The organism is Bradyrhizobium sp. cf659 (assembly GCF_900113725.1).
Lineage (GTDB): Bacteria > Pseudomonadota > Alphaproteobacteria > Rhizobiales > Xanthobacteraceae > Bradyrhizobium.
Genome location: NZ_FOQJ01000016.1, coordinates 60,048 through 73,922, shown reverse-complemented (window position 1 = coordinate 73,922; position 13,875 = coordinate 60,048). Strand labels below are relative to the sequence as shown.

Sequence of the window (13,875 nt, the reverse complement as noted above, 5' to 3'; positions counted from 1 at the left end):
TCATTCCGCGGGCGGCAGCGCAGGAAGCTCCGCTTCCGGCGCGGGCGACACGACGGCCGCCTGCTTCTCGCGCTCGTCCAGGATCAGCTTGTCGCGCTTCATCGCGACTTCGCGGATCTTGGCCATGGAGGCGCCGGTGCCCGCCGGGATCAGCCGGCCGACGATGACGTTCTCCTTGAGGCCTTCGAGCGGATCGACCTTGCCGTTGACCGCCGCTTCCGTGAGGACGCGGGTGGTCTCCTGGAACGAGGCCGCCGAGAAGAAGGAGCGGGTCTGGAGGCTCGCCTTGGTGATGCCGAGCAGAACCGGCGTACCCGTGGCGATCTTCTTGCCCTCTTCCTTGGCCTTCTCGTTGAGCGCGTCGAACTCGATCTTGTCGACCTGCTCGCCGGAGATCATGTCCGTATCGCCCTGGTCGGTGACTTCCACCTTCTGGAGCATCTGACGGACAATCACCTCGATGTGCTTGTCGTTGATGAGCACGCCCTGGAGCCGGTAGACCTCCTGGATCTCGTTGACCAGATAGGCCGCGAGTTCCTCGATGCCCTTGACCGCCAGGATGTCGTGCGGCGCCGGGTTGCCTTCCACGATGAAGTCGCCCTTTTCGACGACGTCGCCGTCCTGAAGGTGGATGTGCTTGCCCTTCGGGATCAGGTACTCGCGCGGCTCGTCGGTCTTGTCCATCGGCTCGATCGAGATGCGACGCTTGTTCTTGTAGTCGCGCCCGAACCGGATGGTGCCCGCGATTTCGGCGATGATCGCCGCATCCTTCGGACGCCGTGCCTCGAACAGCTCCGCCACCCGCGGCAGACCGCCGGTGATGTCACGCGTCTTGGCGCTTTCGGTCGAGACACGGGCGAGGATGTCGCCCGGATTGACCTTGGCTCCGACGTCGACCGAGAGAATGGCGTCGACCGACAGCATGTAGCGGGCATCGCCGCCACGGGCGAGCTTGAGCACCTTGCCGTCCTTGCCCTTGACCACGATGGCCGGACGCAGGTCCGAACCGCCGCGGGTCGAGCGCCAGTCGATGACCACGCGCTTGGCGATACCGGTGGCCTCGTCGAGCGTTTCCGAGATCGACTGCCCCTCGACCAGATCCTCGAAGCCGATGGTACCTTCGACTTCGGTGAGCAGCGGACGGGTGTAGGGATCCCACTCGACGATGCGCTGGCCACGCTTGACGGTGTCGCCCTCGTCGACGTGCAGGCGCGAGCCGTACTGGATACGGTGCGTCGCACGCTCGGTGCCGTCGGCATCGACGATCGCCACCACCATGTTGCGCACCATCGCGATCAGGTGACCTTCGCTGTTGCGGGCGATGGCCTTGTTCCGGATCACGATCTTGCCGTCGAAGTTGGATTCGACGAACGACTGCTCGTTGAGCTGCGCCGCACCACCGATGTGGAAGGTGCGCATGGTGAGCTGGGTACCCGGCTCGCCGATCGACTGCGCCGCGATGACGCCGACCGCTTCGCCGTGGTTGACCGGCGTGCCGCGGGCGAGGTCGCGGCCGTAGCACTTGCCGCAGATGCCGTTGACGAGCTCGCAGGTCAGCGCCGAGCGGATCTTCACCTCCTGGACGCCACCCTGCTGGATGGCATCGAGGTGGCTCTCTTCCATCAGCGTACCGCGCTTGATGATCACCTTGCCCGAGCTGTCACGCACGTCTTCGCAGGCCGTGCGTCCGAGGATGCGCGAGCCGAGCGAAGCGACCACGGTGCCGGCATCGACGATGGCGCGCATCTTGATGCCGAGCTTGGTGCCGCAATCGTCCTGCGTGATGATGCAGTCCTGCGCGACGTCGACGAGACGACGGGTCAGGTAGCCCGAGTTCGCGGTCTTCAACGCGGTGTCCGCGAGGCCCTTGCGGGCGCCGTGGGTCGAGTTGAAGTACTCGAGCACCGAGAGGCCTTCCTTGAAGTTCGAGATGATCGGCGTCTCGATGATCTCGCCCGACGGCTTGGCCATCAGGCCGCGCATGCCGGCGAGCTGGCGCATCTGGGCCGGCGAACCGCGGGCGCCGGAGTGAGCCATCATGTAGATCGAGTTGATGTCGGCATCGGCTCCGCTCGCCGTCTTCTTGGTGGCGGAGATCTCCTTCATCATCGCCTTGGCGATTTCTTCCGTGGCCTTCGACCAGGCGTCGACGACCTTGTTGTACTTCTCGCCATGGGTGATCAGGCCGTCGTTGTACTGCTGCTCGAAGTCCTTCGCCAGCGTACGGGTGGTGTCGACGATCTTCCACTTGCCGTGCGGCACGACCATGTCGTCCTTGCCGAACGAGATGCCGGCCTTGAACGCGTTGTAGAAGCCGAGCGCCATGATGCGGTCGCAGAAGATCACCGTCTCCTTCTGGCCGCAGTGACGGTAGACCTGGTCGATGACGCCCGAGATCTCGCGCTTGGTCATCAGCTTGTTGATGATCTCGTACGAAATCCGCGGGTTCTTCGGCAGCAAATTGCCGAGCATGACGCGGCCCGCAGTGGTCTCGATCCAGCGCGTCGAGACCTTGCCGGTCTCGTCCATGCCCTGCCACCGATACTTGATCTTGGTGTGGAGATGGATGACCTTCGCGTGCAGCGCGTGCTCGAGCTCGGCCATGTCGCCGAAGATCTTGCCCTCGCCGGGCAGGCCTTCGCGCATGATCGAGACGTAGTAGAGACCGAGCACGATGTCCTGCGACGGCACGATGATCGGCTGGCCGTTCGCCGGATGCAGGATGTTGTTGGTCGACATCATCAGGACGCGCGCTTCCAGCTGCGCTTCGAGCGACAGCGGAACGTGCACGGCCATCTGGTCGCCGTCGAAGTCGGCGTTGAACGCGGCGCAGACCAGCGGATGCAGCTGGATCGCCTTGCCCTCGATCAGCACGGGCTCGAACGCCTGGATGCCGAGACGATGCAGCGTCGGTGCGCGGTTGAGCAGCACCGGATGCTCGCGGATGACCTCGTCCAGGATGTCCCAGACCTCGGGCCGCTCCTTCTCGACCAGCTTCTTGGCCTGCTTCACGGTGGTGGACAGGCCCTTGGCGTCAAGCCGCGAATAGATGAACGGCTTGAACAGCTCGAGCGCCATCTTCTTCGGCAGGCCGCACTGATGCAGGCGCAGCTCGGGACCGACCACGATCACCGAACGGCCCGAATAGTCGACGCGCTTGCCGAGCAGGTTCTGGCGGAAGCGGCCCTGCTTGCCCTTGAGCATGTCGGCGAGCGACTTCAGCGGGCGCTTGTTGGCACCCGTGATGACGCGGCCGCGGCGGCCGTTGTCGAACAGGGCATCGACCGCTTCCTGAAGCATGCGCTTCTCGTTGCGGATGATGATGTCGGGCGCGCGCAGCTCCATCAGCCGCTTCAAGCGGTTGTTGCGGTTGATGACGCGGCGGTAGAGGTCGTTGAGGTCCGAGGTCGCGAAGCGGCCGCCGTCCAGCGGCACCAGCGGACGCAGGTCCGGCGGGATCACCGGGACCACGGTCATGATCATCCATTCCGGCTTGTTGCCGGAGTGGCGGAACGCTTCGACGATCTTCAGGCGCTTGGCGAGCTTCTTGTGCTTGATGTCGGAGTCGGTCTCCTGCATCTCGACGCGCAAGGAGGCCTCGAGCTTCTCGAGGTCCATGCCCTTGAGCAGTTCGCGGATCGCTTCCGCGCCGATCATGGCGGTGAAGGAATCCTGGCCGTACTCGTCCTGCGCCTTCAGATACTCGTCTTCCGACAGCAGCTGACGGTCCTTCAGCGCGGTGAGGCCCGGCTCCAGCACGACGTAGTATTCGAAGTAGAGGATCCGCTCGAGATCCTTCAGCGTCATGTCGAGCAGGAGGCCGATGCGCGAGGGCAGCGACTTCAGGAACCAGATGTGGGCGACCGGGGCTGCGAGCTCGATATGGCCCATGCGCTCGCGCCGGACGCGCGACAGCGTGACCTCGACCGAGCACTTCTCGCAGATGATGCCCTTGTACTTCATGCGCTTGTACTTGCCGCACAAGCACTCGTAGTCCTTGATCGGCCCGAAGATGCGGGCGCAGAACAGGCCGTCGCGCTCGGGCTTGAAGGTGCGGTAGTTGATGGTCTCCGGCTTCTTGATCTCGCCGTAGGACCAGGACAGAATCTTCTCTGGAGACGCGATCGAGATCCGGATCTGGTCGAAGACCTGAGCCGGAGTCGTCGGATTGAAGAGATTCATAATTTCTTGGTTCATCGTCTTCTCCTCGCGCGCCGGTCGCCTCCGGCGGCAAATTCGAAAATCACTCGAGCGGGGCGCCCTGCCCTCAAGGCCTCAGGAGGGGCGCCGATGCCCGGCCGAGACGGCCGGGCATGAATGGTCGAATTACTCGGCCGCTTCCGACGTCGGCGCCGGTCCCATCTTGGAGTTGTGCAGGTCGACGTTGAGGCCGAGCGAGCGCATTTCCTTGACCAGCACGTTGAACGATTCCGGGATACCGGCCTCGAACGTGTCGTCACCGCGCACGATCGCCTCGTACACCTTGGTGCGGCCGGCGACGTCGTCCGACTTCACCGTCAGCATTTCCTGGAGCGTGTACGCCGCGCCGTAAGCCTCGAGCGCCCACACCTCCATTTCACCGAAGCGCTGGCCGCCGAACTGCGCCTTGCCGCCCAGCGGCTGCTGGGTGACGAGCGAGTACGGACCGATCGAACGCGCATGGATCTTGTCGTCGACGAGATGGTGCAGCTTGAGCATGTAGATGTAGCCCACCGTCACCTTGCGATCGAACGGATCGCCGGTGCGGCCGTCATAGACGGTCGACTGACCCGAAGCGTCGAGACCGGCAAGCTTCAGCATCTCCTCGATGTCGGCTTCCTTGGCGCCGTCGAACACCGGCGTCGCGATCGGCACGCCGCGGCTTAAGTTGTGGCCGAGCTCGATCAGTTCGTTGTCGTTGAGCGACTTGATCGTCTCGTCCTCGCCGTAGACCTTCTTCAAGGTTTCCTTCAGCGGCTTGATGTCCTGCTTCGACAAATAGGCATCGACGGTCTGGCCGATACGCTTGCCGAGGCCGGCGCAAGCCCAGCCGAGATGGGTCTCGAGGATCTGCCCGACGTTCATGCGCGAGGGCACGCCGAGCGGATTGAGCACGATGTCGGCATGCGTGCCGTCTTCGAGGAACGGCATGTCCTCGATCGGCACGATCTTCGACACCACGCCCTTGTTGCCGTGGCGGCCGGCCATCTTGTCGCCGGGCTGGATCTTGCGCTTCACCGCGACGAAGACCTTGACCATCTTCATCACGCCGGGCGGAAGTTCGTCACCGCGCTGAAGCTTCTCGACCTTGTCGAGGAAGCGCTGCTCGAGCCCCTTCTTCGACTCGTCGTACTGCTTCCGCATGGCCTCGATCTCGGCCATCAGCTTGTCGTTGGGCGACGCGAACAGCCACCACTGCGACTTCGGGTACTCCTCGAGCACCGCACGGGTGATCTTGGTGTCCTTCTTGAAGCCCTTCGGACCCGCAATGCCCTGCCGCCCCTCGAGGAGCTCGGCAAGACGGTTATAGACGTTGCGGTCCAGGATCGCCTGCTCGTCGTCGCGGTCCTTGGCCAGACGCTCGATCTCTTCCCGCTCGATCGCCAGCGCACGCTCGTCCTTGTCGACGCCGTGGCGGTTGAACACGCGCACTTCCACGATCGTGCCCTGCACGCCGGGAGGAACGCGCAGCGAGGTGTCGCGAACGTCGGAGGCCTTCTCGCCGAAGATGGCGCGCAGCAGCTTTTCTTCCGGCGTCATCGGGCTTTCGCCCTTCGGCGTGATCTTGCCGACCAGGATGTCGCCGGCGCGCACTTCCGCGCCGATGTAGACGATACCGGCTTCGTCGAGGTTCTTGAGCGCTTCTTCCGAGACGTTCGGAATGTCGCGGGTGATTTCCTCAGGTCCGAGCTTGGTGTCGCGGGCCATCACCTCGAATTCCTCGATGTGGATCGAGGTGAAGACGTCTTCCTTCACGATCCGCTCGGAGAGCAGGATCGAGTCTTCGAAGTTGTAGCCGTTCCACGGCATGAACGCGACCAGCACGTTGCGGCCGAGCGCGAGCTCGCCGAGATCGGTCGACGGACCGTCGGCGATGATGTCGCCCTTCTTGACGATGTCGCCGACCTTCACCAGCGGACGCTGGTTGATACAGGTCGACTGGTTGGAGCGCTGGTACTTCATCAGCCGGTAGATATCGACGCCCGACTTGGTCGGATCGAGATCTTCGGTGGCGCGGATCACGACGCGGGTGGCGTCGATCTGGTCGATGACGCCCGAGCGGCGCGCCGCGATCGCGGCGCCCGAGTCACGGGCAACAACGCCTTCCATGCCGGTGCCCACGAACGGCGCCTCGGCGCGAACCAGCGGCACCGCCTGGCGCTGCATGTTCGAGCCCATCAGCGCGCGGTTGGCGTCGTCGTTCTCGAGGAACGGGATCAACGCCGCGGCGACCGAAACCAGCTGCTTCGGCGACACGTCCATGTAGTCGACCTTGTCCGGCGTCACCGGCAAGACTTCGCCGGCATGACGGCAGACCACGAGGTCTTCGGTGAAGCGGCCCTTCGGGTCGAGCGGCACGTTGGCCTGCGCGACCGTGTAGCGGCCCTCCTCCATCGCCGAGAGGTACACGACCTCGTCGGTGACGCGGCCGTCCTTGACCTTGCGGTACGGCGTCTCGACGAAGCCGTACTTGTTCACGCGCGCGAAGGTCGCGAGCGAGTTGATCAGGCCGATGTTCGGACCTTCCGGCGTCTCGATCGGGCAGATGCGGCCGTAATGCGTCGGATGCACGTCGCGCACCTCGAAGCCGGCGCGCTCGCGTGTCAGACCGCCCGGTCCAAGCGCCGACAGGCGGCGCTTGTGGGTGATCTCCGACAGCGGGTTGGTCTGGTCCATGAACTGCGAGAGCTGCGAGGAGCCGAAGAACTCGCGCACCGCGGCAGCCGCGGGCTTCGCGTTGATCAGGTCCTGCGGCATGACCGTGTCGATGTCGACCGAGGACATGCGCTCCTTGATCGCGCGCTCCATGCGCAGCAGGCCGATGCGGTACTGGTTCTCCATGAGCTCGCCGACCGAACGCACACGGCGGTTGCCGAGATGGTCGATGTCGTCGATCTCGCCCTTGCCGTCGCGAAGGTCCACCAGCGTCTTGATGACGGAGAGGATGTCTTCCTTGCGCAGCGTGCGCTGGGTGTCGGGCGCATCGAGGTCGAGGCGCATGTTCATCTTGACGCGGCCGACCGCGGAGAGGTCATAGCGCTCGGCGTCGAAGAACAGCGACTGGAACATGGCCTGCGCCGAATCCAGCGTCGGCGGCTCGCCCGGACGCATCACGCGGTAGATGTCGAACAGCGCGTCCTCGCGCGTCATGTTCTTGTCGGCCGAGAGCGTGTTGCGGATGTAGGCGCCGACATTGACGTGGTCGATGTCGAGCAGCGGCAGTTCCTTGTAGCCCTGCTCGTTGAGGGCCTTCATGTTCTTGTCGGTGATCTCCTCGCCGGCCTCGGCGTGGATCTCGCCGGTCTTGGGATTGACGAGGTCCTCGGCGAGGTAGTTGCCGACGAGCTCCTCATCCGACAGGCGCAGCGCCTTCAGCCCCTTCTCCTGGAGCTGGCGGGCGGCACGGACGGTGAGCTTCTTGCCGGCCTCGAGCACGACCTTGCCGGTGTCGGCGTCGATCAGGTCGTTGATGGTCGAGTAGCCGCGGAAACGGTTGGCGTCGAACGGAACGCGCCAGCCTTCCTTGGTCCGCTTGTAGAGGATCTTCTTGTAGAACGTGGACAGGATCGCCTCGCCATCAAGGCCGAGCGCGAACATCAGCGACGTCACCGGAATCTTGCGGCGACGGTCGATACGCGCATAGACGATGTCCTTGGCGTCGAACTCGATGTCGAGCCAGGAGCCGCGATACGGGATCACGCGGGCGGCGAACAGCAGCTTGCCCGAGGAATGGGTCTTGCCCTTGTCGTGGTCGAAGAACACGCCGGGCGAACGGTGCATCTGCGAGACGATGACGCGCTCGGTGCCGTTGACGATGAAGGTGCCGTTCATCGTCATGAGCGGGATGTCGCCCATGTAGACGTCCTGCTCCTTGATGTCCTTCACCGACTTGGCGCCGGTTTCCTCGTCGATATCGAACACGATGAGGCGCAGCGTCACCTTGAGGGGGGCGGCGAAGGTCATGCCGCGCTGGCGGCACTCGTCGACGTCATATTTCGGCTGCTCGAACTCGTAGCGGACGAATTCCAGCATCGAGGTGCCCGAGAAGTCGGAGATCGGGAACACCGAGCGGAACACCGCCTGCAGACCCTCGTCGAGACGGCCGCCCTGGGGTTCGTCGACCATCAGGAACTGATCATAGGACGCCTTCTGAACCTCGATGAGGTTCGGCATCTCGGCGACTTCCTTGATGTGTCCGAAGAACTTGCGAACGCGTTTGCGACCGGTGAATGTCTGCTGCGCCATCGTGGCCTCTCATTTCGTCGCCCGCTCTGGGCGCGCCGTCCAGGACGCGGCTGCCGCCGCTCCCCGGGTTGAATTTTTCGAACCCGTTTTGGGGACCGAAAATCCAGTTTCAGGCCGTCATGTCCTGAATCTGTTCTTCAGACCTTCAAAACGCAAAACGACGCGCGGGGCGCATAGGCACGCCCGCCCGTCTCAACGATTGTCTTCACGGACTGCAAAAGCCCGAAATAGCCTGCTCTCCCAACGGCTTACAGGGAAATCCGGAATCCCTGCCCACCGCGCTTTCGTGCTGTCGACCCGATATGGGGCGACAATAGTGCAGATTCGAGGGGTAAACCCTCCAATCCCCACACTTTTTCGTGTTCGGCCTGCGTCGGGACGTTCCGTCGCACGCCTTTTGCATCCGGCCCGCCCTCGCAAGGGTGGACCAAGATCCCGGGGCCCGCTTGACGCTCGCCCGGGATCTCGTGCCAGCAAGCTTGCGCTTACTTGAGCTCGACCTTCGCGCCAGCCTTCTCGAGCTGAGCCTTGATCTTGTCGGCTTCTTCCTTGTTCACGCCTTCCTTGACCGGCTTCGGAGCACCCTCGACGAGGTCCTTTGCTTCCTTCAGGCCGAGACCGGTGATGGCGCGGACTTCCTTGATGACCTCGATCTTCTTGTCGCCGGCGCTGGCGAGAACGACCGTGAACTCGGTCTTCTCTTCCGCCGGAGCGGCGGCAGCGCCACCACCAGCCGGGCCGGCCACGGCGACAGCCGCGGCAGCCGAAACGCCCCACTTCTCTTCGAGGAGCTTCGCGAGTTCGGCAGCTTCGAGCACGGTGAGGCTCGAGAGGTCGTCAACGATCTTCTGCAAGTCAGCCATTGTTCAGTTTCCTTACGTGTAAGTCTGGTTCGGGTTTGAGTTTTGCGAAGGGCGTCAGGCCGCTTCGCCCTTTGAGGCATGAGCCTGGATGACACGCGCGAGCTTGCCCGCGGGCGCGTTGGCGAGCTGAGCGAGCTTGGTCGCCGGGGCCACAAGCAGGCCGACGATCTTGCCGCGCAGTTCATCAAGCGACGGCAGCGAGGCAAGCGCCTTCACGCCGTCGACATTCAGGACGGTCTTCCCCATCGAGCCGCCGACGATGACGAACTTTTCGTTCGCCTTGGCGAATTCGATGGCGACCTTTGGCGCCGCTACCGGATCGTTCGAAGTGGCGATCACGGTCGGTCCCTTCAGCATGGGGCCGATGGCAACGACGTCAGTGCCTTCAAGAGCAATTTTGGCGAGACGGTTCTTCGAGACCTTCACCGAGGCACCCGCCTGCTTCATCTGCTGGCGCAGCTTCTGCATCTGGGCGACGGTGAGGCCGGAATATTGAGCAACGACCGCGACGCTCGTGGTCTTGAAGACCCCATTGAGCTGTTCGACCGCTTCTTTTTTTGCCGCTCGTTCCACAGCAAGCTCTTTCCGGTTGGCGGTCATCGCGAAAGCGGGACCGCCGGGTTGCACCCATCGTCCCACCCAAAACCTGAACCTCAGGGCCAAAACCCTTCGGACACGCGCCGGGCGAGACGACAATTCAAAGCCTGCCCTCCGGGAGCCCGCTAAGGCCCACGGCGTGTCGAGGTCCGAACCAGACCCGTTCCGCAAGCCAGCCCTTAAAGCTGGGTGCGAAGTGAAATCCGGTCTTCACCCGTCTATGCAGGCCATGCGATTAAGCCGTTGAGAAATCGAGATTTCCCGCGGGCGCCTGCAGTCTTGGACAGGACAAGGTCAGTCGGCGAACCGCCTGACCTCTGCCCACACTCCACCAACCGACGGGTTTTCCTTCCTTTTCCGGCAAATCCTCGCGGACGTCCTGAAAAGGAATGATCTCCTGTCGTGTCGGGTTTTCGGAATGCGTGCACGAACGCGCCAGCCGAGGCCGGCACGTCCGGAGGCGGTTCTTTAACCGCTCCGGGCCTGCTTGCCAAGAGCAAAATTCACACCAGTTCCAATCCGTTGCCGCAGGCGCTTGACTCGGGCTGACAAGGACCGATTCAGGCCGATTTGACCCCATAAGGCAGCGGCTTGCCCTCGAAGAACGCGCCAAAGTTGGCCAGCACGCAGTTCTGCATGGCGACGTGCGATTCGAGGGTGTGGCCGCCGAGATGCGGGGCGAACACCGCGTTGGGGAGCGCGGTCAGCGCGTCGGGGGCGTGCGGCTCCTTTTCGAAGACGTCGAGGCCGGCGCCGGCGATGGTCTTGTCGGAGAGCGCCGCGACCAGGGCCTTCTCATCGATGACCGAGCCGCGGGAGATGTTGACGACATAGCCGTCCGCCCCGAGGCGTCCCAGGATATCGGCATTGACGACGTGCTGGGTCTCGGCCCCTGCCCGGACCGCGATCATCAGCACGCTGCACCAGTCGGCGAGCGCCTCCAGCGTCGGGAAATATTGATAGGGCAGATCGTATTTGCTGCGGCTGAAATAGCCGATTTCGCTCTCGAAGGCGGCGCAGCGCGCGGCGATCTTGCGGCCGATCTCGCCCATGCCGTAGACGCCGATGCGGCGGCCGGGCATGCCGGCCTGCGGGCGCATCATCGGCGAGGGCTTTGAGGCGGCCCAATCGCCACTGCGGACATACTGGTCGGCGACCAGGATCCGCCGCGTCGTCGCCAGCATCAGGGTCATCGCAATGTCGGCAACCGAGGCCGCATTGGCGCCCGGGCTGTGGCCGACCGCGATGTTGCGTGCGGCGGCCGCGTTCAGGTCGACGCCGTCATAGCCGGTGCCGTAGCAGACGATGGCGCCGAGTTTCGGAAACAGGTCCATCGCCTCGGCCCCGAGCGCGGTGCCGCCCGCAGTGAGCATCGCGCGAATGCCGTTCAGCTCCTCCGCCGAAAACACCTCCCGCGCAGGCTTGCCGCCGGTGTCCAGCAGTTCGAACCGCTCGGCGAAGCGCGCCATCATCGTCTTGGGGAAGCGCGAGTAGATCAGGACCTTGTCAGCCATTGTTCTTGTTTCCGGTGAACGCCGCCACAAACGAAGAGGGGCGGAATCGGTTGCCCAATTCCGCCCCTCGCCTCATGCAATTTCCAAACCTCTAGCCGAGGCAAACCTTAGCCGAGAATGGTGCCCGGCTCGACCTTCACGCCGGGGCCCATCGTCGAGGACACCGCAACGCGCTGGATGTAGGTCCCCTTGGAACCGGCCGGCTTCGCCTTCGAGACAGCATCGGCGAGAGCCTTGATGTTCTCGACCAGCTTCTCCTCGGAGAACGAGGCCTTGCCGACGCCGGCCTGCAGGATGCCGGCCTTCTCGACGCGGAACTCGACCGAGCCGCCCTTGGCACCCTTCACCGCACCGGTGACGTCCATGGTCACGGTACCGATCTTCGGGTTCGGCATCAGGCCGCGCGGGCCCAGCACCTTACCGAGACGGCCGACCAGCGGCATCATGTCTGGGGTGGCGATGCAGCGGTCGAAATCGATCGAGCCGTTCTGCACCTTCTCGACCAGGTCTTCGGCACCGACGACGTCGGCGCCCGCAGCCTTGGCCTCGTCGGCCTTGGCGCCACGGGCGAACACGCCGACGCGGAGCGTACGGCCGGTGCCGTTCGGCAGGGTCACGACGCCACGGACCATCTGGTCGGCGTGACGGGGATCGACGCCGAGATTGATCGCGACCTCGATGGTCTCGTCGAACTTCGCCTTCGCCCGTTCCTTGACCATCTTGATGGCTTCCGCGAGCGGGTAAAGCTTTTCGCGGTCAACACCTTCGCGGGCTTTGTTCAAACGCTTTCCGATTGCCATGACCGCTTACCCCGCCACTTCCAGACCCATCGAACGGGCAGAGCCCTCGACCATCTTCATGGCCGATTCGATGGTGTCGCAATTCAGATCCTTCATCTTCTTCTCGGCGATCTCGCGCACCTGCGCCTTGGTCACCTTGCCGGCCTTGTCACGGCCCGGCGCCTTCGAGCCGGACTGGATTTTTGCAGCCTGCTTGAGGAAGTAGGACATCGGCGGCGTCTTCATCTCGAAGGTGAAGGAACGGTCCGCATAGATGGTGATGATCACCGGGATCGGGGTGTTCTTCTCTTCCTTCTGGGTCTGGGCGTTGAACGCCTTGCAGAACTCCATGATGTTGAGACCGCGCTGACCAAGCGCGGGACCGATCGGGGGCGAAGGATTCGCCGCACCGGCCGGGACCTGAAGCTTCAGGTATCCGGTCACTTTCTTTGCCATGTATCACTCCTGTTGTGCCGGACAGGCCGGCGGTTTCAGGTTCGTGGTCTGGGTCGGATGCGGCTGGCAACCGCCCTCTCCCTCCCACGGCCTCTCGTTGCGCGAAGCTTTTCGGCTTCACGCGCGACCCGGTCAGACCTTCTCGACCTGACCGAATTCCAGTTCGACCGGCGTGGCGCGGCCGAAGATCGACACCGCGACCTTCACGCGCGAGCGCGCCTCGTCGATTTCCTCGACCACACCCGAGAACGAGGCGAACGGGCCATCGGCCACGCGCACGTTCTCGCCGATCTCGAACGACACCGACGCCTTCGGCCGTTCCACGCCCTCCTGCACCTGGTGCAGGATGCGCATGGCCTCGGCTTCCGAGATCGGCATCGGCTTGTTTTCAGCGCCGAGGAAGCCGGTCACCTTCGGCGTGTTCTTGATCAGATGAAACGCCTCGTCGGTCAGCTTCATCTTCACCAGCACGTAGCCCGGGAAGAACTTGCGCTCGGCGTCGATCTTGCGGCCGCGGCGCACTTCCGTGACCTTCTCGGTCGGAACCAGCACCAGCTCGAACAGTTCCTCGAGCCCGCGCTGCTTGGCCTGTTCGCGGATCGATTCGGCGACCTTCTTCTCGAAGTTCGAATAGGCGTGGACGATGTACCAGCGCTTGTCGGACAATTGAGCGGTTGCTGTAGCCATCAGTGAATGCCCAAGAGGAAAGTGATGAGGTAACGGATGATCTGGTCGGCGGCGAAGAAGAAGATCGAGGCCACGGCGACCATGACGAACACCATGATGGTGGTGATCGTGGTCTCGCGACGGGTCGGCCAGGTGACCTTGGCGGTCTCCGAGCGCACTTCCTGCAAGAACTTGAACGGGCTGACTGCCATCGTTTGATGTCCAACGTCCGTCGACAGACGCGAATGAATTTCAGGGATCCGAACAGCCGCCGTTGGCCCAGCCCTCTGTCTCGAAGGATGAGCCGGAAACCGGGCTCGATTGTTCGGGGATTTCAAAGCCGCGCCGGAGATCCGCGTCTAACGGGCCGGCTGCAGGTGGCGGGTATCTACTGCGAACGGGGCCAAACGTCAAGGTAGCGGCTCATTCGCCCGGCGTCCCCTCGCCCCCGCAGGCCTCCGGCAGAGCCCATGCGGATCAACGGTTTAGCGGGCCGGGCCGCGCAGCCTTCCGACGCGCGAACCGGCCTGACCGCCCGCCTCGCGCTGACGGCGA

General features: G+C 63.7%; 9 protein-coding genes. All 9 read right to left on the bottom strand.

What is annotated here, in order from left to right:
* Positions 1-4,197, bottom strand: a complete 4,197-nt coding sequence (gene rpoC / locus BM118_RS37355) for a DNA-directed RNA polymerase subunit beta' (RefSeq protein ID WP_092192670.1) — start codon at positions 4,195-4,197, stop codon at positions 1-3.
* A 129-nt stretch (positions 4,198-4,326) separates the two neighbouring features.
* On the bottom strand, positions 4,327-8,445 hold the full coding sequence (gene rpoB, locus BM118_RS37350; protein WP_011088159.1) for a DNA-directed RNA polymerase subunit beta: 4,119 nt from the start codon (positions 8,443-8,445) through the stop codon (positions 4,327-4,329).
* 485 nt (positions 8,446-8,930) lie between these two features.
* A complete protein-coding gene (gene rplL / locus BM118_RS37345) occupies positions 8,931-9,308 on the bottom strand; it encodes a 50S ribosomal protein L7/L12 (protein WP_027549190.1) in 378 nt (125 codons plus the stop codon).
* A gap of 54 nt (positions 9,309-9,362) precedes the next feature.
* Entirely contained in the window at positions 9,363-9,881 is a 519-nt protein-coding gene (gene rplJ / locus BM118_RS37340; RefSeq protein ID WP_092192758.1) for a 50S ribosomal protein L10, read from the bottom strand.
* Positions 9,882-10,465: 584 nt separating this feature from the next.
* Positions 10,466-11,419, bottom strand: coding sequence for a 2-hydroxyacid dehydrogenase (locus BM118_RS37335; RefSeq protein ID WP_092192668.1), 954 nt, complete (start codon positions 11,417-11,419; stop codon positions 10,466-10,468).
* 107 nt (positions 11,420-11,526) lie between these two features.
* Positions 11,527-12,219, bottom strand: a complete 693-nt coding sequence (gene rplA, locus BM118_RS37330; protein ID WP_011088163.1) for a 50S ribosomal protein L1 — start codon at positions 12,217-12,219, stop codon at positions 11,527-11,529.
* Between the two features lie 6 nt (positions 12,220-12,225).
* Positions 12,226-12,654 (bottom strand): 50S ribosomal protein L11, encoded by a 429-nt coding sequence (gene rplK / locus BM118_RS37325; RefSeq protein ID WP_011088164.1) that lies wholly within the window; start codon positions 12,652-12,654, stop codon positions 12,226-12,228.
* 132 nt (positions 12,655-12,786) lie between these two features.
* Positions 12,787-13,341: a transcription termination/antitermination protein NusG gene (gene nusG / locus BM118_RS37320; protein ID WP_007602985.1), complete on the bottom strand. Its 555-nt coding sequence runs from the start codon at positions 13,339-13,341 to the stop codon at positions 12,787-12,789.
* Complete coding sequence (gene secE / locus BM118_RS37315; protein WP_007611620.1) at positions 13,341-13,532, bottom strand: preprotein translocase subunit SecE; 192 nt, start codon at positions 13,530-13,532, stop codon at positions 13,341-13,343. Before secE ends, nusG begins: the two co-directional genes overlap by 1 nt.
* Positions 13,533-13,875: the final 343 nt, after the last annotated feature.

Bases quoted from the DNA above. Each gene is read 5' to 3' on its own strand.
- secE (WP_007611620.1), bottom strand. From the start codon at position 13,532: ATGGCAGTCAGCCCGTTCAAGTTCTTGCAGGAAGTGCGCTCGGAGACC.
- BM118_RS37335 (WP_092192668.1), bottom strand. From the start codon at position 11,419: ATGGCTGACAAGGTCCTGATCTACTCGCGCTTCCCCAAGACGATGATG.
- rpoB (WP_011088159.1), bottom strand. From the start codon at position 8,445: ATGGCGCAGCAGACATTCACCGGTCGCAAACGCGTTCGCAAGTTCTTC.
- rplA (WP_011088163.1), bottom strand. From the start codon at position 12,219: ATGGCAATCGGAAAGCGTTTGAACAAAGCCCGCGAAGGTGTTGACCGC.
- rpoC (WP_092192670.1), bottom strand. From the start codon at position 4,197: ATGAACCAAGAAATTATGAATCTCTTCAATCCGACGACTCCGGCTCAG.
- rplK (WP_011088164.1), bottom strand. From the start codon at position 12,654: ATGGCAAAGAAAGTGACCGGATACCTGAAGCTTCAGGTCCCGGCCGGT.
- nusG (WP_007602985.1), bottom strand. From the start codon at position 13,341: ATGGCTACAGCAACCGCTCAATTGTCCGACAAGCGCTGGTACATCGTC.
- rplL (WP_027549190.1), bottom strand. From the start codon at position 9,308: ATGGCTGACTTGCAGAAGATCGTTGACGACCTCTCGAGCCTCACCGTG.